Annotated in this window: 22 protein-coding genes; 11 read left to right on the top strand and 11 right to left on the bottom strand. The window is 66.5% G+C overall.

From position 1 onward, the window contains the following. The first annotated feature begins 77 nt into the window (after positions 1-77). Positions 78-1,142 carry an LLM class flavin-dependent oxidoreductase gene (locus CAL22_RS18530; protein ID WP_094815698.1) on the top strand — a complete coding sequence of 355 codons (1,065 nt, stop codon included), beginning with the start codon at positions 78-80 and terminating at the stop codon, positions 1,140-1,142. Positions 1,143-1,152: 10 nt separating this feature from the next. After that, a complete protein-coding gene (locus CAL22_RS18525) occupies positions 1,153-1,944 on the top strand; it encodes a flavin reductase family protein (RefSeq protein ID WP_094815697.1) in 792 nt (263 codons plus the stop codon). Between the two features lie 48 nt (positions 1,945-1,992). Here CAL22_RS18525 and CAL22_RS18520 read toward each other — a convergent pair whose 3' ends face one another. Beyond that, a complete protein-coding gene (locus tag CAL22_RS18520; protein WP_094815696.1) occupies positions 1,993-2,955 on the bottom strand; it encodes a Bug family tripartite tricarboxylate transporter substrate binding protein in 963 nt (320 codons plus the stop codon). Between the two features lie 342 nt (positions 2,956-3,297). On the opposite strand from CAL22_RS18520, the gene CAL22_RS18515 reads away from it, so the two are divergent. Further along, a complete protein-coding gene (locus CAL22_RS18515; protein WP_432264320.1) occupies positions 3,298-4,032 on the top strand; it encodes a nitroreductase in 735 nt (244 codons plus the stop codon). Between the two features lie 6 nt (positions 4,033-4,038). Here CAL22_RS18515 and CAL22_RS18510 read toward each other — a convergent pair whose 3' ends face one another. Next, on the bottom strand, positions 4,039-4,590 hold the full coding sequence (locus tag CAL22_RS18510) for a MarR family winged helix-turn-helix transcriptional regulator (protein ID WP_094815695.1): 552 nt from the start codon (positions 4,588-4,590) through the stop codon (positions 4,039-4,041). After that, positions 4,587-6,020, bottom strand: a complete 1,434-nt coding sequence (locus tag CAL22_RS18505) for an MFS transporter (protein ID WP_094815694.1) — start codon at positions 6,018-6,020, stop codon at positions 4,587-4,589. The genes CAL22_RS18510 and CAL22_RS18505 overlap by 4 nt, the downstream gene beginning before the upstream one ends. Before the next feature lie 158 nt (positions 6,021-6,178). Between CAL22_RS18505 and CAL22_RS18500 the strand changes: the two genes are divergently transcribed. The 5 genes from CAL22_RS18500 (at position 6,179) to CAL22_RS18480 (ending at position 10,534) form a co-directional block, all read left to right on the top strand. Then, complete coding sequence (locus tag CAL22_RS18500; protein ID WP_094815693.1) at positions 6,179-6,973, top strand: sulfurtransferase; 795 nt, start codon at positions 6,179-6,181, stop codon at positions 6,971-6,973. A 65-nt stretch (positions 6,974-7,038) separates the two neighbouring features. Next, positions 7,039-7,959 (top strand): TauD/TfdA dioxygenase family protein, encoded by a 921-nt coding sequence (locus CAL22_RS18495; RefSeq protein WP_094815692.1) that lies wholly within the window; start codon positions 7,039-7,041, stop codon positions 7,957-7,959. 41 nt (positions 7,960-8,000) lie between these two features. Next, the gene (locus tag CAL22_RS18490) at positions 8,001-8,972 is read left to right on the top strand and encodes an ABC transporter substrate-binding protein (RefSeq protein ID WP_094815691.1); all 972 of its coding nucleotides are present in this window, start codon (positions 8,001-8,003) and stop codon (positions 8,970-8,972) included. Beyond that, positions 8,973-9,791 (top strand): ABC transporter permease, encoded by an 819-nt coding sequence (locus tag CAL22_RS18485; RefSeq protein ID WP_094815690.1) that lies wholly within the window; start codon positions 8,973-8,975, stop codon positions 9,789-9,791. Further along, positions 9,788-10,534, top strand: coding sequence for an ABC transporter ATP-binding protein (locus tag CAL22_RS18480; protein ID WP_094815689.1), 747 nt, complete (start codon positions 9,788-9,790; stop codon positions 10,532-10,534). Before CAL22_RS18485 ends, CAL22_RS18480 begins: the two co-directional genes overlap by 4 nt. Positions 10,535-10,617: 83 nt before the next feature. Here CAL22_RS18480 and CAL22_RS18475 read toward each other — a convergent pair whose 3' ends face one another. From CAL22_RS18475 to CAL22_RS18460, 4 genes are read right to left on the bottom strand one after another with little or no spacing between them, the layout of a single operon-like run. Continuing rightward, on the bottom strand, positions 10,618-11,406 hold the full coding sequence (locus CAL22_RS18475; RefSeq protein WP_094815688.1) for a class II aldolase/adducin family protein: 789 nt from the start codon (positions 11,404-11,406) through the stop codon (positions 10,618-10,620). A 19-nt stretch (positions 11,407-11,425) separates the two neighbouring features. After that, positions 11,426-12,406: a PhnD/SsuA/transferrin family substrate-binding protein gene (locus CAL22_RS18470; RefSeq protein ID WP_094815687.1), complete on the bottom strand. Its 981-nt coding sequence runs from the start codon at positions 12,404-12,406 to the stop codon at positions 11,426-11,428. Next, positions 12,403-13,335, bottom strand: coding sequence for an NAD(P)-dependent oxidoreductase (locus CAL22_RS18465; protein WP_094815686.1), 933 nt, complete (start codon positions 13,333-13,335; stop codon positions 12,403-12,405). The genes CAL22_RS18470 and CAL22_RS18465 overlap by 4 nt, the downstream gene beginning before the upstream one ends. 14 nt (positions 13,336-13,349) lie before the next feature. Further along, on the bottom strand, positions 13,350-14,210 hold the full coding sequence (locus CAL22_RS18460) for an ABC transporter substrate-binding protein (RefSeq protein ID WP_094815685.1): 861 nt from the start codon (positions 14,208-14,210) through the stop codon (positions 13,350-13,352). A gap of 316 nt (positions 14,211-14,526) precedes the next feature. Here CAL22_RS18460 and hutG point away from each other — a divergent pair, with 316 nt between their 5' ends. The 3 genes from hutG (at position 14,527) to CAL22_RS18445 (ending at position 17,356) form a co-directional block, all read left to right on the top strand. Next, positions 14,527-15,318 (top strand): N-formylglutamate deformylase, encoded by a 792-nt coding sequence (hutG, locus tag CAL22_RS18455; RefSeq protein WP_094815683.1) that lies wholly within the window; start codon positions 14,527-14,529, stop codon positions 15,316-15,318. Positions 15,319-15,439: 121 nt separating this feature from the next. Further along, a complete protein-coding gene (locus CAL22_RS18450) occupies positions 15,440-16,141 on the top strand; it encodes a glutathione S-transferase N-terminal domain-containing protein (protein ID WP_094815682.1) in 702 nt (233 codons plus the stop codon). Between the two features lie 87 nt (positions 16,142-16,228). Next, positions 16,229-17,356, top strand: coding sequence for a metallophosphoesterase (locus CAL22_RS18445; RefSeq protein ID WP_208622028.1), 1,128 nt, complete (start codon positions 16,229-16,231; stop codon positions 17,354-17,356). On the opposite strand, the gene CAL22_RS18440 is transcribed toward CAL22_RS18445, so the two are convergent. From CAL22_RS18440 to CAL22_RS18425, 4 genes are all read right to left on the bottom strand, one after another. After that, complete coding sequence (locus CAL22_RS18440; protein ID WP_094815680.1) at positions 17,353-18,222, bottom strand: LysR substrate-binding domain-containing protein; 870 nt, start codon at positions 18,220-18,222, stop codon at positions 17,353-17,355. The two genes, CAL22_RS18445 and CAL22_RS18440, sit on opposite strands and share 4 nt — an antisense overlap. An 83-nt stretch (positions 18,223-18,305) precedes the next feature. Further along, positions 18,306-19,904 (bottom strand): rhodanese-like domain-containing protein, encoded by a 1,599-nt coding sequence (locus CAL22_RS18435; protein WP_094815679.1) that lies wholly within the window; start codon positions 19,902-19,904, stop codon positions 18,306-18,308. Further along, positions 19,901-20,488, bottom strand: a complete 588-nt coding sequence (locus tag CAL22_RS18430; protein ID WP_208622027.1) for a cysteine dioxygenase family protein — start codon at positions 20,486-20,488, stop codon at positions 19,901-19,903. Before CAL22_RS18430 ends, CAL22_RS18435 begins: the two co-directional genes overlap by 4 nt. A gap of 197 nt (positions 20,489-20,685) precedes the next feature. Next, complete coding sequence (locus CAL22_RS18425; RefSeq protein WP_094815678.1) at positions 20,686-21,468, bottom strand: enoyl-CoA hydratase/isomerase family protein; 783 nt, start codon at positions 21,466-21,468, stop codon at positions 20,686-20,688. Position 21,469: the final 1 nt, after the last annotated feature.

The raw sequence follows: 21,469 nt of genomic DNA, 5'->3' as shown, positions 1-21,469 counted from the left end.
TCGCCGCTTTTCTTGTATTCCGGCCAGGGGCTGCCCGACTCTAGAATTTCCTCAAAATCCGCTATTGAGGAGACATTATGGAATTCGGCGTATTCATCCTGGCGCAGCAACGAGGTTACCACCAGTCCTCCAAGCAAGTCATTAACAACTCCATCGAACAGACCGTGGTGGCCGAGCAGGCGGGCTTCGATACCGCATGGTACGCCGAGCACCATTTCAATAACTACTCGCTCTCGCCGTCGCCGTTGATGACGGTGGCGCATGCCGCGGCCAAGACGCAGCGCATCCGCCTGGGCACGGCGGTGTGCATCCTGCCGCTCTACCATCCCGCGCGCTTTCTGGCCGAGGTGGGTTTCGTGGACACGGTATCGAATGGCCGGCTGGAGCTGGGAGTGGGTTCGGGCTATCAGGAGTTCGAGTTCGAACGCTTCGGCGTGCAGATCGCGGACTCGGGTGCGATTTTCAACGAGTTCCTGGATGTGATCCCCAAGGGCCTGAAACAGAAGATCTTCGAGCACCAGGGCCAGTACCTGAGCATCCCGCCGAGCTCGATTGCCGTGCGCTGTTTGCAGGATCCCATGCCGCCGATCTGGATCACCTCGGGCAATCCGGTGACGCTGGGCCGCGGGGTGCGCGAGGATCACAACCTTTTCGTGACCGCCTTGCTCAATGGCAATGAGGCGATCGCGGCCTTGCGCGGCCGGCTGGAAAAAGTCGCCAGCGACAATGGCAAGGATCTGGATCGGGACGTGAAGTTCGGATTCCTGCGCTGCGGCTATGCCTCCGACAACAATGCCGAGATCGATGCCTATCTGGATTGCGCACGCTTTCAGCGCCGTATCTCCGAGAGCCTGAAATATCGGCGCGCGCAGAGCGATGACGGCTACATGGTCAAGGAGGTGCCCTCCGAGACCGACCCGACCTTTGAACAACTGCGCAAGAATCTGCCGGTGGGTTCGGTCAACGAGGTGATAGACAAGATGCTCGAGGAGATCAGCATCCTGCGTCCCAAACATATCGCCCTGCAAACGCAGCTTGGGGATTTCGATCAGAAGACCATGCTGCGTCAGATAGAACTCTGGGGCGACCGGATCATCCCCGCCATCCGCAAGGAAATCGGCAGCACGGCCGCGCTCGCCTGAGGAGGGAGCTATGCAGATCTACCTGAGTAACGCGGGGGCCATCACCCTGCGTCATCCAAATGATTTCCGGCGTCTGGATGTGCTGGCCGATCCGCAGCCGCGCGAGCGGCTGGAGCAGGCCATCGCCCGCGTGGGCCGGCGCGAAGACGAACGCCACTTACGTCTGGCGCCATCCGTGCTGCGTTTTCTGTCGCAGCACGCGGGCGACCCGCAATGGGAGGCGGGCTTTTCCGCCATGGTCGATTATGCGGCCAGGCATGGCTGGGTCGATGACCGCGGCGACATCCGCGCGCACATGGTGATCAACGAGCGCGACGAGGTCGTATCGATCGACGACTTCAAGGCCGCCATGCGCGCCCTGCCGGCCGGCATCAGCGCGGTGAGCACCGGCGACGGCGAGGAGGTGGCCGGGATGATCGTGTCCAGCTTGACCTCGATCTCGGCCGAACCGCCCATGGTTGGGTTCTTCGTGCAGCAGACTTCGTCGGCGCGCGAGGCGCTATTGCGCAACGGGCGTTTCGTGGCCAACGTGCTGGGTGAGGATCATGACGACGTGATGCAGGCCTTCCTGCGCCAGCCGCAGGGCAGCGCACGTTTCGCCAGCGGCGGTTGGGTCCGCACGGAACAAGGCTTGCCGGTGCTGGCGGACGCCCTGGCCAGCATCGAGTGCGACATCGTGTGCACCGAAGCGCTCGGCACGCACGACCTCATCGTCGGCAAAATCCGCAAGACGGCCTGCCGCCAGGCGCAGCCGGTGATCAACTTCAACTCGGCCACGCACCGGATTTCGCGCCTGCAATAAGGCAAGGCCGGGCCGGCATGCGCCGCAGCCCGGCGCGCTGCCATCCGCTCAATCAAGCACGATGTGGTTGTCGCGGATGACCTTGCCCCAATACAGACGATCGGCCTCCAGTTGCGCCTGCAGCGCCTGGGGGCCGGCGGCTTTCTCGGTCTGGCCGTTGGTCAGCAGCATCTGCCGGAAGGCGGGCGTCTGTACGGTTTTGACGGCCGCCTCCGCATACGCCTGAACGAGGGCGGCAGGCGTTCCTTTCGGGGCATGCAGCGCCGTCCAGTAGCTGGCCTTCAACTGGGGGTAGCCCAGTTCGGTGACGCACGGCACCTGCGGCAGCGCCGGGTCGCGGTGATCCGTGGTCAGGCCGAGAATTTTCACGGCACCAGCTTTCTGATGATCGGCCAGCGCGATCGGCGTCATGAAGGACAGATCGTTGCGCCCGGTGATCAGGTCGATAAGGCTGGTGGGCGTGCTTTTATACGGGACCGCGGTGAGCGGGATGCCGAGCGTTCGCGACAGGATCAGGCCATAAAGGTCGGTGACGCTGCCCGGCCCGAGCGATCCGTAGGTCAGCGGGCGGCCCTGTCGCCGGGCGTAGGCGACCAGTTCGGGCAGCGAGCTCACGCCCATTTGCGGCGGCACGGTGATGGTCAGGGGGCCGTCAAACAGCATGGCGACGGAGGCAAAGCTGTCGAAGCCGTACTGCAGCGCCGGGCGCAGCAGGATGTTCAGCGAAATGGGCCCGGAGCCGCCCATCAACAAGGTTGATCCGTCCGGCGCGGCACGCGCCACCTGGCTGGCGCCGATGATGCCGTTGGCGCCAGGACGATTCTCGACGATGAAGGCGCGGCCGGTCTGTTCACCCATGCCTTCGGCCAGCAGCCGCGCAAAGTTATCGTTAGGGCCGCCTGCCGCGTAGGGCACGATGAGCGTGACCGGTTTTGGCGCGGCGCGCAATGGCCGGCTGAGCGCCATCAAGGCGCCGGCCGCGAGGAAGCCGCGGCGCGTAGGCATGTACATACGATGTCTCCTGAACCCTGGCGCCCTGTCTGTCCGCCTCGGGGGGCGGATCCGGCCTGCTCATCGTCAGGCGTGCGTCTCTGGGGCGGCGGCCAATGCGGCCGTCCATGATGGTCTACACAATGGTAAGTTTTATCGGAAGGGGAGATTACCTGCATTTTGCGCAGAACAGTTCTGCGTAAATCGCCGGAGTGTGGCCGCTGCGTGGACATTGCCGCGCGGCGGCGCAGGCGCATCGACGTCTGCCGGTCGATGTGCGAGAGTAGCCCGCTGACTCCGCCTGCCGGCCTGGCCGGCGCCCATTCGTAAACCGAGACGATGATGACCGCAGATACCGCCCTGATGCGCGCCGCTTTGCAGGCGCCGGCCGTGAGCACTGTCGTGGCCGATCCTGCCAGTGTGCAGGCCGCGATCGAGAGCCGATTTTGCTGCCGTGAGTTCCTTTCCACCCCCGTGCCGCGTGATGCGCTCGAACGCATTCTGCGGGTAGCCAGCTGGGCGCCGTCCGGGTCGAACATTCAGCCCTGGAAGGTCTATGTGGTGCAGGGCGCCAGCCGCGATGCCTTGTCGCGCAAGGTGTGCGCCGCGCATGACGCCATGGCCGCCGATCCGGCCGCGGCCGGGCAGTATCGCGAGGCCTATCAGTACTATCCCAGCGAATGGGTGTCACCGTATATCGAGCGGCGGCGCGCTTGCGGGCTGGGCTTGTACGGTGTGCTGAACATCGCCAAGGGTGACCGGCCGCGCATGCATGCGCAGATGCAACGCAACTACGAATTCTTCGGCGCGCCGGCCGGGCTGTTCTTCACCAATGACAGTCTGATGGCCGAAGGGGCGCTGGTCGACACGGCCATGTTCGTGCAAAACGTCATGATCGCGGCGCGGGCCGAGGGGCTGCATACCTGCATCCAGGCCGCCTGGAATCCATTCGCCTCGATTGTGCTGCCGCATCTGGGCGCGCACGACGAGCGTCTGGTGTGCGCGCTGGCCCTGGGGTCCGCGGACGAGGGGGCGCCGGTCAATACCTTCCGGCCCGACCGCGTGGATCCGGCCGCCTATACGACGTGGCTGGACTGAGCTGGCTCAGCCCTGCGCGGTGACGGGTTCGAACGGGGTGCGCGCCCGCGGTTCGAGATCGGTGACGATGCGCTGCAGCAGTTTCATCAGGCGTTGGCGCTCGGCGGCCGATAAGGGGGCCATCTGTTCGGCATAGGTGGCTTCGGCCATCTCGGCGGTCTGGTTCAGAGCCTTTTTGCCTGCCGGGGTCAGCGTAAGCCGCAGACGGCGGCGGTCCGGGTCGGATTGTTTGCGCGACACCCAGCCGCGTGTCTCCAGGGCCTGGACGATCTGAGAAACGGTGACCTTGTTCATGCCGATGGCTTTGGCCAGTTCGCCCTGATTGATGCCTTGCAGATCATGCAGGGCGATCATGACGGAGTATTGCGCGGGCGAGATGCCGAGACGCGCGAAGTTTTCCTCGAAGATCGCGACGTAGATCTGGTGCGCGCGGCGCAGCAGAAAACCCGGGCGAGAGTAGAGCTGAGGGAGACGTTCGATGGCGGGATCGGGCATGGGACTCGGTACGGAGCTGGAGGTGGGGCGGCCGCCGGGCTCCGGGTGGGTCGCCAGCGTCATGATGGGCGATGGCCGCTGAGCTCCGATCCGGCCCGCTCGGGCAGCGCGCGATAGCAGGGGATGGCGGCGCCGGCAAACATGGCCAGGATGACGAAGGCCACCGAAAAATCCACCGCCGCCGGCGCGCCGCGGGCGCCTAGGTTAGCAGACCACTGCACGATCAGGGCGGACAGCGAGATGCCAAGCATGATGGCCAGTTGCCAGGCCATGGTGTTCAGCGTGGTGGCCGAGGCGACTTTCTCGCGCGGCTGGTCGGCGTAGGAGACGGCCGTCAGGGCATTGAACTGCACGGCACGAAAGAAACTGGCCATCGAGACAAACGCCGTGATCCCGGCCAGTCCCCAGTGCGGCAGCGCGAAGAGCGCACAGCCGGCCAGCGCGAGCGCGCACGCCGCGCCGTTGTAGCAAAGCACGGCGCGAAAGCCCCAGCGGCGCAGTACGCGGCTGGTCTGCGTTTTGGTGAAAAAAGCGATAGACCCGCTGATCAGCAGCACGATGCCGCTTTGCAGGGCGGTGTATCCCAGGCCCAGTTGCAGCATCAGCGGCAAGAGAAAGGGCAGGGCGCCGTAGCCGACACGCACGAGCGAGCCGCCCCAAAAGCCTGCCGCGAAGGTCGGCAGGCGCAACAGGCGGAAATCCAGCATGGGGGCGGGCAGCCCCCGAAAGCGCCGGACATAACACCACGCGCACAGGCCAAACGCCAGGGCCAGACCGGCCAGCAAGGCGGGCTCGGCGCCGTGGCGCGCCTTTTCGATGAGCACAATCAGCAACGCCAGCGCCAGGGTGGCCAGCAGCCACTCCTTGAGGTCAAAGCGCAGGTCGGCGCGGTGATGCAGTTGCGGCATGATGGAGCGTGCGGCCCAAAGACCGGCCAGGCCCACGGGCACGTTGATGAGAAACACCCAATGCCAGGAGAGGTAGGCCGACAGCAGGCCGCCCAGGGGCGGGCCCAGCATGGGGCCCACCATGGCGGGCGTGATGAACCAGGCCAGCGCCTCCACCAGTTGCGCCTTGGTCGTGGTGTGAACGATGGCGGTTCGGCCCACCGGCACCATCATGGCTGCGGCCACGCCTTGCAGGCCCCGGCACAGCGCCAGCGCAGGCAGGCTGGTGGCCAGCGCGCACAGGATCGAGCTGGCGGTGAACAGGGCCACCGCGCTGCTAAAGACGGTGCGCGTGCCGTAGCGTGCCGCCACCAGCCCGCTCAGCGGTACGAAGACCAGTGAGCAGAGCAGGTAAATGGTCATCGTCAAGTTAAGGCTCAGCGGCGCCACACCGAAATCGCGGGCGATGTCGGGGATGACGGGGCTGATGATGGTGGCGTCGAGCTGCTCCATGAAATAGGCCGCGCCCACCAGAATGGACAAGGGGCGGTAGCGGGTGTCGCGCACCGGTGCGCTGGCGGCCGCGTCGCGGATGGAGCTGGGCATGGGTCTACAGGATAGGGCGGTGAAGTTCAGTATTCTGCGCCCGCAAGACGGTCCGCAAAAGTAGAAATAGTAAATAAGCTAACAAATTAATGTGCGTTTGATAGTTAGCTTGCTGACGATAGGATGCCTGCAATACCCATCCGTATTGGAGCAAGGCAATGGCGTTATTTGAGCTGGCACAGCCGCAGTGGCTGGCGGCCCACATCAATGAGCCCGGCGTGGTGGTCATCGATACCCGCCCCGCGGCAGAGTATTGGGCCGGACATATCCCCGGCGCGCGGCACCTGGACCCGGCGCTGTTTGCGCTGACGCAGACCGACGCGGCGGCGCTGGCGCGCTTGCACGCGGTGCTGGCCTGGAGCCTTTCGGCCATCGGCTTGTCGGCGGCGGATCAGGTCGTGGTGGCGGGCGCGGGCAACGAGGTCAACGCGGCCCGTGTCGCCTGGGCCCTGGCCTATGCCGGACAGGAACACATTCGCTTGCTCGACGGCGGCGTCGCGGCCTGGGCCGGGACGCGTGAGCAGGCCGCGCCTGCCGTGCGCGCAAGCGCCTATGTCGTGCGGCCGCAGGCAGCCTATCTGGCCACCGCGCAGGAGGTCCTCGAGGCAACCCGGTCGGGGGCCGCGCGCATCGTCGATGCCCGCAGCCAGGAAGAGTATGCGGGGCAGCGCAGCAACGCGGGCCGCAAGGGCCGTGTGCCGGGAGCCCGCTTCTGGGATACCGCGCAGGAACTCGCCGCCGATGGACGCTATGCGCCCGCTGCGCAAGTGGCGCGGGCCGCCCAGGCGATCGCCGGGGCCGACGAGCGCGCCATTGTCTATTGCGGCGGCGGCGGGCGCGCGGCGCGCACCTTCGTGGCGCTGCAGTTGGCCGGCCACACGGCGACGGCGGTGTACCCGGCTTCCTGGAACGAGTGGGGCACCGCCGAACACTATCCGGTTGAGACCGCCTAGCGCGCGGCGCACACGCCCCTCATAGCCGGCCTCAGGCCTATCGATCGCAAGGACGCAAGCACATCATGTACGGCATCGTCGTCGACAACGACAAAATCGACCGGATCCAGCCGAAGATTCTGGATATGTCCCGTTACCCCACCGATGCATCGCGCGTCGAGGGCATTACGGTGACGCCCTATTCGCCCACCGTCGGCGCCAAGGTCAGCGGCCTGCGTATCGACGGCCAGGAGGCGCTGACGCCGGCCGTCCGCGCGCAGCTCTATGAGGCGTTGCTGCGCTACGGTTTTCTGAGCTTTGAACCGGGAACGGTCGAGGTGGAGCACTTCGAACGCCTGGTGTCGCTGTTTGGCAAAGCCAAGCTCATGAATACCCCCTACACCCCGGAGACCGGCAAGAGCGGCCAGCTCAACACCATCGATGCGTCGACCAAGAAGACGCGCATGAACTACATCTGGCATATGGATCAGGTGTTTCAGCCCACCTCGCCACCGTATACGGCCTTGCTGGGCGAGGTCATGCCGGCGCTGGGCGGCGACACGCTGTTCGCCAACGCCACGGCCGCCTACGAGCTGCTCGACCCCTTGCTGGCGGCCTATCTGGAGACGCTTACCGCCGTGCATGATGCCGACACCATGGGCTATCTGACCCTGGCTTATCACGATCTGGAGGCGCGCGCCGAGCAGCGTCGCAAGTATCCGCCCATCGAGGTGCCGCTCATCCGCAAGCATCCCGAGACCGGCCGCAAGCAGATCTTTGTCAACGAGCTGTACACGCATCGCATCCTGGGCGTGAGCCGGCGCACCAGTCAGGCGCTGCTGGATGTGCTGTTCGATGCCCTGAGCGCGCCGGAAGTGCAGACGCGCCACCGCTGGGAGAACGGCACCGCCCTGATCTGGGATAACCGCACAGTACAGCACCGCGGCGTGCCGGATTTCGGCGCCCAGCGCCGCGTGATGCACCGCGCCCTGGTATTGCCCAGCTGACCCCAACGGCCATTGATCCGCCCCTTAGACGTAGAAAGACCATGAATCGCAGACATTTCCTTCAATTGACAGGCGGCGTGGCCGCCGCTGGCCTGCTGCCGGGCGCCGCCTGGGCGCAGGACAACAAGAAAATCCGCATTACCTTGCCGTCGGCGGGCAGCGCCGGGTCGGCCTGGCGGCCCATTGTCGAGCGCTACAAACTCGATCAGGACCTGGGTATCGCGCTGGAATGGGTGACCGCCGACCCGGGCAAGATGCAGGTGCAACTGAGCGCAGGCTCGCTCGATGTGGGCGTGTTCGGCGCCGTGGGCCTGGCCACGCTGGCCAACCGGGGCAGCGACATCGTGCTGTTTGGCCCGGCGCTGAACAACCATGGGCGCTGGATCGTGCGTGGCGACAGCGGCTTTCAGTCGCCCAATGACCTGAAAGGCAAGCGCATCGCCACGACGGCGGAGACGAGCGAAACCTATCAGCAGGCCCGTATCGCGGCCTCGCTCTCGGGGCTGGATCTGAAGAAAGATCTGCAAGTCATCTTTGGCTCGCCCACCGCGAATCTGGCCTTGTTCGAACGCGGGGATGTGGACGGCATCATCACGCTGGAGCCGACGGCCACGCGGCTGGTGGGCCGGGGCGCGCGAGAGATCGCCCGCGTGGCGGACCTCTGGAAACAGGCCACCGGCCAGACCGACGACCCCTTCCTGGTGGGCCTGGCCGCCAGCCGGGCTTGGTACGACCAGAATCGGGCAACGGCGGCCAAGCTGGCCACGCTGTTCGAGCGTATCGGCACCACGATCGCCCAGCACCCGGACAGCCTCAAACCCATCGCTGCCGATCTGGGTATCAAGGCCGACGAGCGCCAGGCCATCGATCTGCTGCCGCAGCGGCTGGCGCCGACCTACGCCAGCAAATGGGATGAGAGTGTGTTCGCCACGATCGACAAGCAGATCGCCGTGGCGGTGCAACTTGGCCTGCTGGATGCCGCGCCAGCGCGCAAACTTTACGTGAAGGCCTGAATGACAACCGATAACGCCGTTTTGCGGGGCAGCGTACCGGCGCGCCGGTGGCCCTGGCGCGCCGTCGCGGGCAGGGTTCTGCCGCCCCTGGCCTTTTTTGTGTTGCTCACCGGCGCGTGGGAAATCATGGCGGTATGGGCGCATTCGCCGCTGGTGCCGGGCTGTGCCGCCATCCTGCGCGAGCTGGTCGAGATCGTGCGCACCGGCTTTGCCTTCACCGAGATAGGCGTGACGTTCATGCGGATGTCGCTGGGTTTCCTGCTGGCGCTGCTGCTGGCGCTGCCCATCGGCATCCTGACCGCCGTCTCGCGCGTGGCCGAGCGATTCTTCGAGCCGGGCGTCATCCTGGGCCTGACGGTGCCCGGGCTTGTCTGGGCCTTGCTGTGCGTGATCTGGTTCGGCGTGTCGCTGGCTTCGCCCGTGGTGGCGGTGGCCTTGGGGGTCTTGCCGGCCATGGTGATCTCGGTGCACCAGGGAGTGCGGTCACTGGAGCAGGAGCGCGTGGAGATGATCAAGGTGTTCCGCCTGCCGCCCGCGCTGGTGTTGCGCAAAGTGTGGTTGCCGCTGCTCTACAGCTTCATCGTCTCGGGTTGCCGGGTCGGGTTCTCGATCGCGTGGAAAGTCATCGTGCTGGTGGAGATCTTCGGGATGTCCAATGGGGTGGGGTATCAGCTCAACTCCAAGTTCAGCACGCAGGACGTCGAAGGGGTGATTGCCTGGACGCTGGCCTTCTGGCTGGCCATGCTGGTCATCGAGCATGGTGTCTTTCGGCCGCTGGAAATTCATGCCAATCGTTGGAAACGCGGGAGTGGGCGATGAGCAGCACAATACGTCTGCGCGGGATCGGCAAGCGTTATCCGCCGCTGGGCAATGCGGGCGAGCGCACCGTGCTTACCCAGGTGGACCTCGACATCCGGGCCGGCGAGCTGCTGGCCCTGGTGGGGCCGTCCGGCTGCGGCAAGTCCACGCTGCTCAACCTGATCGCCGGCCTGGATCAGCCTTCGCGCGGCGAAGTGCAATTCGACCGGCCCTTCGCGGGGATCAACCTCGGGGTGGTGTTCCAGCAGCCGCGCCTGCTGGACTGGCTGAGCGTGGCGGAGAACATCGGCATCGTGCTGTCCGGGCAGGACAAGCGCGATGCGGCCACCACCGTACGTCAACTGTTGCAGCGGGTGGAGCTGCCGGATCATGCGCAAGCCTATCCGCAGTTTCTGTCCGGCGGCCAGCGGCAGCGCGTATCCATCGCGCGGGCCTTCGCGGTGCAGCCGGATGTGCTGCTGCTCGATGAACCCTTCAGTGCGCTGGACGAACTGACCGCACGCCGCCTGCGGCAACTGCTGCAGGCCATGTGGCTGTCCGGCGCAGGGCCGCGGCCGACCGGCGTACTCGTGACGCACAACATGCTGGAGGCCGCCTTCCTGGCGGATCGCATCGCCGTCATGGGCGGTTCGCCGGCCGAGATCGTGCGCATCATCGATGTAAACGTCCCCCGTCCGCGCGACCCCGACGATCCGGCCTTGTTCGAGGTGCACCGCCAGGTGATGCAGGCGTTGCAGCACTGAGGGCGGGGCCGTCGGAGAGCGACGCAGCTTCGTGACACCGCCGCGCCTGGCAGCGCGGCGGTGTCACGTGTGCGGCGCAGTCCTCAAAGTTGGAAGGTGCTGTCGTGGCGCTGAAGATCGCGCAGGAAGGCTTGCCAGGTGCGGTCGGTGTAGGTGCCGCCCACGCCGCGCCAGTAGACGGCGGCGGCTTCGGCGACGATGGCGTCGGGCGGCTGGCGCAAGGGATTGCCGCCCGCCTGGGCGGCAATCTGGATGGCGCAGGAGCGCTCCAGAAAGTACAGATGATGAAAGGCTTCGCCGATGCTGGCGCCGGCGGTCAACAGGCCGTGGTTGCGCAGGATGAGGATGCGCTTGTCGCCGATGTCGCGGATCAATCTGGCCTGTTCTTCCCGATTGAAGGCGAAGCCTTCGTAGTCGTGGTACGCGATCTGCCCATGAAAGCGCGCGGCCTGTTGCGAGAGATAGGTGAGCAGGCCGGTTTCCTGGGCGGAGACGGCCACGCCCGGGGTGGTGTGGGTGTGGAGGATGCAGGTCAGATCCGGCCTGGCGCTGTGGATGGCGCCGTGGATGACATAGCCGGCCAGATTGTGGCCTCGCCCCAGCGGGTCATAGAGCACCTTGCCCTCGATGTCGATGCGCACCAGATTCGAGGCGCTGACCTCGTCGAAGGTCAGGCCGTAAGGGTTGATTAGAAAGTGGTCGTGCACGCCGGGCACGCGCGCGGAGAAGTGGGTGAAGATGTGGTCGGTCCATCCGAAGCGGGCGGCCAGGCGATAAGCGGCGGCCAGTTCGACGCGCACGGCCCATTCGGCCTGGCCGACATGGCGCTGGACGTCATCGGTGTCGGCTCGGGTGACGATTGCAGTGCTCATAGGGGTGCATGCCTTGGTTTCAGGACAGCGCCACGCCGTCGTAGACGGGCGATGTCCGGGCTTGTTGATCGAGAATGCCCACCGACACCGCGGCGGCGATCTGGCGGTCCATGCCGCGCCAGACGTCGGGGTCCCAGCGGCTGGAGTAGGTGTCGCGCATCCGCCCGGCGACCAGATCGAGGGCGGCCTTCTCCTGGGCTTTGATGCCGATCTCGGCGTGGATCTCACGCAAGACGTCGGGTTGGCGCGTGATGGCCGCATTGGCTTGAGCAAAAGCGCGCGCCAGGCGCGTGGCGGTCTGGCGGTTTGCGTCGAGCCAACTGCGCTGGGCCGCCAGACCGACGAGGAAAGGATCGCTGGCATCGCCGCTGGCCTGGCGCCACATATCGCCCACCCGGCCGATCTGCCGCGCGCCTTGCGCGACCAGGCGGGTGGCGGTGGGCTCGAGCACGATGACCGCATCCACGTCGCCGCGCTCGAACAGCGCAACATTGGCCAGCGGGGAGCCGTGCAAGACCTGGAAATCGCGTTTCAGGTCCAGACCGGCCAGCGACGCGGCCGTGCGTGCCTGTTGATAGGTTTCGGCGGTTTCCGGCTGGGTGGCGATCTTGTGGCCGATCAGATCGGCGGGCCGTTGATAAGGGCTGTCGGCCTTGACCAGCCAGACCGAGTGATTGTGGGTGCCGGGGCCGAACAGCAGGATGTCGTTGCCGCGCGCACGCAGCGCCGCCAGCCCGATGGGGCCGAAAAAGCCCACATCCAGGGAGCCCGCGATCAGTTGCACTTGCATTTTGCCGGGGTCCGACACGGTCCATTGCAGGGCCGGCAGGTCAGCGACCCGCAGGCGCTCCAGCATGGGCCGCCACACGGAGCCGGCAGTCCCGGGCGAAGGCAGGGCGATGCGCAGGGGCGTCTGGGCTCGGGCCAGGCGCAATAGCGGCAGGGCGCCGATCAGGGCGGCACTTTTCAGAAGGCGGCGACGCCGCGGCATTGGGGTCATGATGCAGGGGTGTCAGGGTGGGCGCCGACGCGGTCCAGCAGCCCTTGGCCCGCCAGCCAGCGGCGATGGTTCTGGGCGGTCTTGTGCGCCAGCGCCAGACGCGAAATGCGGCCGATGGCGGCCGTGTGGGGGCTCAAGCGCACGCGGGGATGGGTGTAATAGGGGTGCCCCGGCGGCAGTGGTTCGGGGTCTGTGGCGTCCAGGGTGGCGGCCGCGACAAGGCCTTGTTCCAGCGCCCACAGCAATGCCTGGTCGTCGATCAGTTCACCCCTGGCCACGTTGACGATATGCAGGCCCGGTTTGGCCCGGGCCAAGGTGTCGCGATTGAGCAGGTGCCGGGTAGCCGCGGTGGCCGGCGCGGCCAGCACGACATGGTCACAGGCGGCCAGCAGGGCGCCCAGGTCGGTCTGGATGTCGACCCCGGGTACGGGCGAGGGCAGCGGGCGCGCGCGCAAGGCGATGACCCGGACATCCAGGGCCAGCAGTCTGCGCGCCAGCGCGCTGCCGATGGCGCCCAGCCCGACCACGCCGACGGTGCTCCCGGCCAGGCTGCCTAGCGCGCGCGCCTGCCAGTCCGCGGGACTCTGCACCCAGAGGTCGGCCAGGCTTTTGGCCTGATAGAGCATGGCGGCCAAGGCATATTCGGCGATCTGATTGGCCGCGACGCCGCGCGCCGTGGCCGTCGGCAGGCTTTGAGACAGCCATCGCGGATGCTTGTCGGTGCCGGAAGTGACCAGCTGCACCCATTCCAGGCCGAAGGGCCAGCCCGCCGGTGGCGGTTGGTCCGCGTCCATGGGCGCGGCCACCAGAAGGGCCACCGTGGCCGGCAGGTGCTGAGGCACGCCGCGCGGCACGGCCAGCACCGGCAGGCCGAGCGCTTGCGCCAGAGCCGCGTTGAAGTCGGGCTCCAGTTGACTTGCGATCTGCATGGGAGTGCCCGCGGTTAAAGGACGACGAGGTCCTGATACTGGGCGCGTTGCAGATCCAGCCCCCAACTGCCCATCCATTGTGCGGTGAAGGCGAAGCGGTCTTCGTCCATGGGCCGGCTGGGCGCATAACGGAAGAACTGGTCGCCGATTTCGTGCGCTTGGATTCGGCCGCGGATGGGCTCGGTGATGAGGTGGTGCTTGTAGCGGCCGCGGTCGGCCTGGATGAGCGCCGAGGCCTCGTTGACGGCAGCCAGATAGGCCTGGCGCAGGTCCAGCGGCAAGTCGGGGGAAATTACCTCCGCGCCGCGATAGAAGTTCGCGCCGATGATGTGCGCGCCTTCTTTGAGCGCCAGGCTGACATAGGGCTCCATCAGCGAGGCCGCGCGCAAGGTACCGGCCTTGAGCTGCTCATAGCGGACATAGGGTTCGCCCACGTGTTCGAGCACGACCTGCTCGCGTGGCAGCGCGCCGTCCAGGAATTGCAGCGCGGTGTAGTGAGAGCCCGTGAATTCGTTGATACCGATGGGAACTCCCGCCAGGTCGCGCAGCTCCTGGATCTCCGGATCGAAAGACAGGATGACCTGCGCCACGACGGCGGGCCGCAAGGCAAACACGCGGCTGCCGCGCCCGCTGCGGTCGGAGCGGTCCAGGCCGGCCCACTCGCACAGGTTGTAGGCGTCGGCCTTGCCGCACTCGTAGAGCGATTCTTTCTGGCGCGCGAAGGCGTCCTTGCTGGAGGTCAGCGGGTCGTGTCGATCGACGAACTCGACGCGCAGGCCGCGTTGTTCGAACAGCCCGTGCTCCAGGGCCACCGTGATGGGGAGATCGAAAACCGGGACATTCGGCGCCAGGCGCAAGGTATGCAGTTGGGTCATGACGGTAGGCGAGAAAAGGTCGATGAGGCCGAGCGCGCCCGCGTGCGCGGCGCGACAGGATAATCAGCAGGCTAACGATAAATAGTTAGCGCACTGTCTAGTTATGCAGTCTAGGAGCGGCAGGCGAAGCCGGGCCAATACCTTTTGCTCATGACCTAATAAGCCGCTGCGTCCGGGGGGCGTAGAACCAGCGCGGCGCGCTCGCGGCTGATGATTCTCACTTATTGAGAGAAACGGGCGCGATGACCGGTTTTAGTATCATGGGTGCAGGATTTTTTCGTATAAGCCCTGCCCGCAGGGATCCCAAAGAGCATTCATGAGCGACATTTTTCATTTCGAAGCCGGTACCGCGCCGCTGCTGATTTCCATTCCCCATCTGGGCAGTCTGATCCCCGAGGCGCAAAAGCCGCTCATGACGGAACTCGGCCTGCGGTCGGGCGACACGGACTGGCACCTGGACCGCCTCTATGCCTTTGGCAAGAAGCTGGGCGCTTCCTTTCTGTGGGCGCGCTACTCGCGCTACGTGGTGGATCTCAATCGCCCGCCCAATGATGAAAGCCTCTACCCCGGCCAGGCTAAGACCGGCCTGTGCCCCACGCATACCTTTGATGGCCAGCCGCTTTATCTGGACGGCCGCGACAGCGTGACCGAGGACGAGCGCGAGGCGCGGCGGCGGCAGTACTGGCAGCCCTATCACGACCAGTTGCGCGCCGAAATCGACCGGCTGCGCGCGCAGCATGGCAAGGTCATGCTCTGGGAGGGGCACTCCATCGCCAGCGTCATCCCGCGTCTGTTCGAGGGCAAGCTGCCCGATCTGAATATCGGTACCTCCAGTGGCGCCAGCGCGGCGCCGGCGATTCAGGAGGCCATCGAACAGCAGCTTGGCGCCCAGCAGGATTACACCTGGGCGATCAATGGCCGCTTCAAGGGCGGCTATATCACCCGGCACTATGGCAACCCGGCCGATCACATCCATGCGGTGCAGCTGGAGATGTGCCAGTCCACCTATATGGCCGAGCACTATCCCTATCCCTGGGTGGACGCCGAGGCGGCCCGGGTGGGCGCGCTCGTCGAGGCGCTGGTGAGCAAGGCGTTCGAAAAGCTCTGAGGCCACGCCCTGGCTGAAGCAAAAAGGACTGCGCGGCAGTCCTTTTTTTGCTCGTCGCCGGCCAGGCGCACGGCCGCGCCATGCGCTAGCATGTTGGCCATCCTTCACCTGGAGATCACGCATGAGCGCCCTGGACGCCTTCCCCATCACCCGCAAGTGGCCCGCCCTGCATCCGGACCGCATTCAGTTGTATTCGCTGCCCACGCCCAACGGCGTGAAAGTATCCATCATGCTCGAGGAGACGGGGCTGCCCTACGAGGCGCATCGCGTGAGTTTCGATACGCAGGATCAGTTCTCCGCCGAGTTTCTGTCGCTGAGCCCGAATAACAAAATCCCGGCCATCCTCGATCCGCACGGCCCTGACGGCAAGCCGCTGGGCTTGTTCGAGTCGGGCGCGATCCTGGTGTATCTGGCCAGCAAGACGGGCAGCCTGCTGCCGGCCGACGCGGCGGGCCGATTCGAAACCTTGCAGTGGTTGATGTTCCAGATGGGCGGTGTCGGCCCGATGTTCGGCCAACTCGGTTTCTTCCACAAGTTTGCCGGCAAGGACTATGAAGACAAACGTCCGCGCGACCGCTATGTGGCCGAGTCCGCCCGCTTGCTCGGCGTGCTGGATCAGCGTCTGCAGGGCCGCCAGTGGGTGATGGGCGATCAGTACACCATCGCCGATATCGCGATTTTTCCGTGGGTGCGCAATCTGATCGGCTTCTATGGCGCCGGCGAGCTGGTGCAGTTCGAGCGGTTTACCCAGGTGCAGCGCGTGCTGGACGCCTTTGTGGCGCGGCCCGCGGTCGAGCGCGGCCTGAGTATCCCGGCGGCCTGAGGCAGGCCGCCGGCAGGCGGCCCTCCCCCGGGCCACCCTGCGCTGCCGCCCGCCTGGAGGCAGCGTGCATTTCTGGAGAGGATCAAGGTGTTTCCGCTCGTTCCCGGCCTGGTTGGCCTCTACCTCGTCTGGCGCTACATCAGCCGCCTGCAGATCGGCCTGGGCGCTCGCTGGCTGCTGTCGGCCGTCCTGCTAGTGTTCATCGAGCACCATTGGCTGGTGAGCCGCGTCTTTGGCACGATCGCCTCGCCCGAAATCCCGCGCGCGGCCATCATGGTGTTGGCGACCGTGTTCGGCGCGCTGATGATGCTGGCCTGCCTGCTGCTGATCAGGGATGTGGCCGGCGTGCTGCAATGGCTGCTGACCCGTCACGCGGGCCTGTTGCGGCGGCGCCCCGGCCCCTGGGCCCACGGCCTGGCGCTGGTGTGTTTGGCGCTGTCCGGCATCGGCGTGTGGCAGGGCACGGGCCAGCCGCAGTTGCGGCATGAAGAACTGGCCATTCCGGGTCTGGCGCCGGCGTTCGACGGCTACCGCGTCGCCCATCTGACCGATTTGCACACCAGCCGCCTGCTGCCCGGCCCGTGGTTGGCGCAGGTGGTAGAACGCACCAACGCCGCGCGGCCCGATGTCATCGTGATTTCGGGGGATCTGGTCGACGGCACCCCCGAGGCGCGTGCGCAGGATTATCCGGCACTGGCCGGCCTGGCCGCGCCCGATGGGGTGTTCGGCGTGACCGGCAACCATGATTATTACCAGGGCTATCCGCAGTGGCTGGACGTCTTTGGCCAGCAAGGCGTGCGCATGCTGATGAACGAGCATGTGGTGCTGCGGCGCGGGCCGTCGGCCCTGGTGGTGGCCGGCGTGACCGATCAGGTGGCGCCCACGCGCGATGCGCCGGGGCCGGATGTCGTCCAGGCGCTGGCCGGCCGCCCCGCGCACGCCCCGGTCTTGCTGCTGGATCACCGGCCGGGCGCGGCGCGGGCCAATCGCGCCGCCGGCGCGGATCTGCAGCTGTCCGGGCACACGCATGGCGGGCATATCCTCGGCATGGACAGGCTGGTGGCGCGCTTTAACGGGGGCTTTGTGTCGGGCCTGTATGGCGTGGATGGCGGCCAGCTCTATGTGAGCAACGGCGCCGGCCTGTGGCCCGGGTTTCCGCTGCGTCTTGGACGCCCGTCGGAAATCACCGTGTTCACCTTGCGTGAGGCGCCTTAGGCGGCGTCGTTGGCCGACAGGCGCAACTGAGTTTTAAGCATGTCATAGACATGCCGCGTCAGCGGATGAATGAGGTCGCGGCGTTTCCAGAGGAAGTAATTCACGTCGGGCAGCGGGGGCAGGCCGTCTTTTTCGCCCAGGACACGCATGTCCGGGCCCAGCAGTTCGACGCTGCGCGCCGTAATGCCCAGCCCGGCGCGCAGCGCCGCCTTGATGCCGACCAGGTTGGGGGCGACGTAGTTCGTCTGCCAACGGACTTGCGACTGCTCCAGCGCATTGAGCGCCAGGCGCCGAAAAATGCTGGGCTCGTCGGCCAGCACCAGCGGCACGGCGGCGTGGTGATCGTGAACGTAATCGGCTGAGCACAGCCATACGGTGGGCGAGGTGCGCAACACCACGCCATCGAACTCGGGATCGAAACGCGTGGAGACGGTCAGATCCAGCTCGCCGTTGCGCAGGGCCGTCATCAGATGCGGGCTGCGGTCGACGCGGATTTCGAGCTTGATGCGCGGGAACGTGCGCGCCACATGCGTGAGCAGGCTGGGCAGAATGCTGTCGGCGACATCGTGCGGCGCGCCCAGGCGCAATTCGCCTTCGAGCAGGCTGTCCTGCAGAGCGCGCAGCGCTTCGTCATTGATGGCCAGCATATGCCTGGCGTAGGTGACGAGCTTTTCACCGTGCGAGGACAGGCGCTTGTTGCGGCCGCGTTTTTCGAACAGCGGCAGGTCGATGAGCTGTTCGAGCCGCTGCATTTGCTGGGTGATGGCCGATTGCGTCTTGTGCAGGCTGTCGGCGGCCTGGGAAAACGACTCGTGTTCGGCAATGGCGACCAGCGTGCGCAGCAGGTCGAGGTCCAGGTTGCGCATGGCGGTTCTCGATGTTGGGACGGTGCAGGGCCGACCTTAGCGCAATTCGGCCGCGTGCGCCGCCAGCCTGCCGGGCCGCGCGCTCAGGCCTGGATGCGGAAAGCGGCGCGCTCTTGGGCATCGATCTGCCGCACAAGCTCCATTTCCCATTGCAGATATTGCCTGGCCGCAGCTTTATTGCCGCTGTGCCGGTCGTGCACGAAGAAGAGGAAATCGATGCAGGCCTCGTCGGGCGGCATGGCCGGAGTGCTTTGTATGGGCAGGCCGGCGGCTCGCCATTGATCGGGGGTGTCCAGCAGCAGTTCGGCGTCATCGGAGCGGCCGTGCTCGCCGACATACAGCGCGGCCACACGCGCGTCGCTGGCGATGAGGACAGCGCCCGGGGCCAATGGCTCACCCCGGCTGCGGATCCGCCATTGCGCGGTGGCGATATGGCTCTGACGGTAGTGCATGCTGGGGCGCAGGTCGATGAAGCTGCGGCCCTCGTCCAGGCGTGCGCGCGCCTGGACGCTGTCGATGCGCGGCAGCCCGGGGACCGGCGGCGGGAGGGCGCGCGGCGCGGCCGCGAGCGGCCCGGCCTGCAGGGCGCAGGCCTCCCAACCGAGTTGGCGCAGCCAGCTCGCCACGACGGGGGCCCGGACTTCTTCGCCGTCGACGAGCACCAGACGGGCGCCACGGGTGCCGACGAATTGATCGGTGGCCTGTACCAGTTGCCCGCCTGGCGCATGCTCGGCGCCGGCCCAGGTCCCGTCGGCAAACTCCTGCGCCGTGCGCACATCCAGGACGTAGGTCGTGCGCGCCGGGTCGGCCTGCAGCGCACGCAAGGCGGCGGGTGAGATGAGCGGCACGCCGTGGCGTCGGGCAAGCGCCAGGGCGCGTTGCCGGGCGTGGCGGGTTTGCACCGGTGAAGGGGCCGCCGGATGGCGGCGGGTCTGGCCGTGTTCGAGCGCATAGTCGCGCAAAAACCATCCCTGGGTGCCGTTCTCCAGGGCGTAAATGGGGTTAGGCAGACCGAGGTTGATGAGGGTCTGCGCGCCGATGATGCTGCGCGTGCGGCCCGCGCAGTGGATCACGATGGGGGTGGCGGTATCCGGGACGAGCGAGTCGATGCGCAGCGCCAGTTCACCATTAGGGCAGCAGATCGCCGCCGGAAGGCTCATCTTCTGATACTCGGCATAAGGCCGGCCATCCAGCAGTACGAGCTTGTCTCCCCGGGCCTGCCGCTGGTGCAGTTCATCGGCGCTCATGGTGGGCGTATGGAGATGCTGTTCGACCAGTTCGCCAAAGGTTTTGCTGGGGAGGTTGACGCCGGCAAAGACCGCGTAGCCCTGTCGTTGCCAAGCCGGCAGGCCGCCGTCGAGCACGGCGAGCCGTCCGTACCCCTGTGCGCGCAGTGCGCGCGCGGCGCGCTCGGCCAGACCGTCGTTCTGGTCGTAGACGACCAGGCGCGTGCCGCGGCGCGGCACCAGTCGGCCGGCTTCGAACTCGAGCTGGCTGTAGGGCGTGTTGACGGCGTAGAACAGATGCGCCTGCCCATACTGGCCATGTTCGCGGACGTCCAGCAGCGCGAGCTCCTGGCCGTCGTGCAGCCAGGTTTTGAGCGTGTCCGGGGTGACGCGCGCGATGCTGGCCTGCGCGGTCGTCGGCCGGGCCGGTGCCTCGGGCTGCGGGTTAGGCGTCATTGGCGCGTTTGCACACCGATCGCCATGGGCTGGCAGGTGCCTTGCGCCAGATCGAAGGCGACGCGCCGGTCCAGCGTCTCCAGCGCACGCCCATACATATGCAAGTGCCGGATGACATCCTGGCCTTCGATATGAACCGCGTGGATATCTTCGGGCATGAGTGCGATGCCGCTGCCCGGCGCCACGACCACGGTGCCGGTCTGGACCAGGTGGGCGCGGCCGGGTTGGCTGCCGTCGTCCTGGCGGTCATAGGTGTAGTTCAGTTCCACGCCTTCGACGGCGGCGATGCAGGCCCAGGTGGTGTGGTTGTGCGGCACGATTTTTTTGCCCGGGCGCATGACGTTCAGATAAAGCGCGTAACGCTGATCGGGATCGGCATGGATGAGGTAGCGTGCCTGCAGCTCACCGGCCTGCGGCGGCGCGTAGCGCGTCGCATCCCACCAGTCCTTGCGCGCAGCCAGAGCGATGAGCTTGTCCAGGGCGGTGGCCAGGGTGGCGCGGCTCTCGCCCTGCTGGTCGAGCAGGGTCTTGATCTCGGTGATGGCCGCCCGGATCTCTCCGTCGGCCGGGTGGGCGTGCTGCATGGGCGGCTCCTGCGCTCAAGGGGAACAGGCGCCCACCTTAAAGAGCTTGGGCGGGGGATTCAAATTAGGATTGCAGGGCAACCCATAAGCGTTGCTAATGAATTGCCCGCCGCCCGAGCGCCGCGGCGCGCGTGGCCCGGGCCGCCCGCGCGCTGTCTGAGGGTAAATCCCGAGGCCGGGCGCGCCCGGCGGCGGGGTCAGCGGCCGGTGAAAACCGGGGCGCGCTTTTCCAGAAAGGCGCGCCGGGCTTCCTGCGCATCCTCGGTCTTGGCCACCTGGGCGGTCATGTCCTGTTCATAGCGATAGCCATCGCGCAGGCTCATGTCCTCGATGGCATTGGCCGTCTGGATCATCAGCTGTACCGAGATCGGGCTCTTGCTGGCAATCTGCCGGGCGATGTCGCCGGCGGCGGCCAGCAGTTCCGCGGCCGGTACGCAGGCCTCGACCACGCCCAGCCGATACAGCTCCTGAGCCGAGACGCGCATGCCGGTGAGCATCATGCGGCGCAGGCGCGAGTGGCCGAACAGACGCTGCGCGTGCTTGACGCCGCCCAGCAGTCCGACATCGACCTCTGGCAGCGCCAGGCAAGCGGTATCGGCGGCGATCAGGATGTCGCAGCTGGCCGCGATACCCAGCCCCGCGCCCAATGCCGGGCCGTTGAGCGCGGCGATCACCGGCTTGGGGCACTCGCGCAGGGCATGGAACAGCTCGCGGGTGCGCCGGGAGTGTTGCGGCAGGCCGGCCGGCTCGGCCAGCATCTGCGCGCGGCCCTTCAGATCGGCGCCGGCGCAGAACACCTTGCCTTCGCCGGTGAGGATGACGCACCGCACGTCGGGGTCTTCGCCAAACATGTCCAGCGCCAGCGTGAGCTCCTGGATGAGGGCGGTGTTCACGGCGTTGACCGGCGGGTTGGCCAGCCACACGGTGGCGACATGGCCTTCTTGCGCGATGCGCAAGGTGGAGAAATCATAGGCAGGCATC

It is taken from the genome of Bordetella genomosp. 12 (assembly GCF_002261355.1).
Lineage (GTDB): Bacteria > Pseudomonadota > Gammaproteobacteria > Burkholderiales > Burkholderiaceae_B > Bordetella.
The sequence above is the reverse complement of the archived record's forward strand: the minus strand, read 5'-3'. Positions and strand labels throughout refer to the sequence as shown.

Bases quoted from the DNA above. Each gene is read 5' to 3' on its own strand.
- CAL22_RS18500 (WP_094815693.1), top strand. From the start codon at position 6,179: ATGGCGTTATTTGAGCTGGCACAGCCGCAGTGGCTGGCGGCCCACATC.
- CAL22_RS18520 (WP_094815696.1), bottom strand. From the start codon at position 2,955: ATGTACATGCCTACGCGCCGCGGCTTCCTCGCGGCCGGCGCCTTGATG.
- CAL22_RS18525 (WP_094815697.1), top strand. From the start codon at position 1,153: ATGCAGATCTACCTGAGTAACGCGGGGGCCATCACCCTGCGTCATCCA.
- CAL22_RS18485 (WP_094815690.1), top strand. From the start codon at position 8,973: ATGACAACCGATAACGCCGTTTTGCGGGGCAGCGTACCGGCGCGCCGG.
- CAL22_RS18495 (WP_094815692.1), top strand. From the start codon at position 7,039: ATGTACGGCATCGTCGTCGACAACGACAAAATCGACCGGATCCAGCCG.
- CAL22_RS18510 (WP_094815695.1), bottom strand. From the start codon at position 4,590: ATGACGCTGGCGACCCACCCGGAGCCCGGCGGCCGCCCCACCTCCAGC.
- CAL22_RS18450 (WP_094815682.1), top strand. From the start codon at position 15,440: ATGAGCGCCCTGGACGCCTTCCCCATCACCCGCAAGTGGCCCGCCCTG.
- CAL22_RS18505 (WP_094815694.1), bottom strand. From the start codon at position 6,020: ATGCCCAGCTCCATCCGCGACGCGGCCGCCAGCGCACCGGTGCGCGAC.
- CAL22_RS18460 (WP_094815685.1), bottom strand. From the start codon at position 14,210: ATGACCCAACTGCATACCTTGCGCCTGGCGCCGAATGTCCCGGTTTTC.
- CAL22_RS18480 (WP_094815689.1), top strand. From the start codon at position 9,788: ATGAGCAGCACAATACGTCTGCGCGGGATCGGCAAGCGTTATCCGCCG.
- CAL22_RS18530 (WP_094815698.1), top strand. From the start codon at position 78: ATGGAATTCGGCGTATTCATCCTGGCGCAGCAACGAGGTTACCACCAG.
- CAL22_RS18470 (WP_094815687.1), bottom strand. From the start codon at position 12,406: ATGACCCCAATGCCGCGGCGTCGCCGCCTTCTGAAAAGTGCCGCCCTG.
- CAL22_RS18440 (WP_094815680.1), bottom strand. From the start codon at position 18,222: ATGCGCAACCTGGACCTCGACCTGCTGCGCACGCTGGTCGCCATTGCC.
- CAL22_RS18425 (WP_094815678.1), bottom strand. From the start codon at position 21,468: ATGCCTGCCTATGATTTCTCCACCTTGCGCATCGCGCAAGAAGGCCAT.
- hutG (WP_094815683.1), top strand. From the start codon at position 14,527: ATGAGCGACATTTTTCATTTCGAAGCCGGTACCGCGCCGCTGCTGATT.
- CAL22_RS18515 (WP_432264320.1), top strand. From the start codon at position 3,298: ATGCGCGCCGCTTTGCAGGCGCCGGCCGTGAGCACTGTCGTGGCCGAT.
- CAL22_RS18490 (WP_094815691.1), top strand. From the start codon at position 8,001: ATGAATCGCAGACATTTCCTTCAATTGACAGGCGGCGTGGCCGCCGCT.
- CAL22_RS18475 (WP_094815688.1), bottom strand. From the start codon at position 11,406: ATGAGCACTGCAATCGTCACCCGAGCCGACACCGATGACGTCCAGCGC.
- CAL22_RS18465 (WP_094815686.1), bottom strand. From the start codon at position 13,335: ATGCAGATCGCAAGTCAACTGGAGCCCGACTTCAACGCGGCTCTGGCG.
- CAL22_RS18430 (WP_208622027.1), bottom strand. From the start codon at position 20,488: ATGCAGCACGCCCACCCGGCCGACGGAGAGATCCGGGCGGCCATCACC.
- CAL22_RS18435 (WP_094815679.1), bottom strand. From the start codon at position 19,904: ATGACGCCTAACCCGCAGCCCGAGGCACCGGCCCGGCCGACGACCGCG.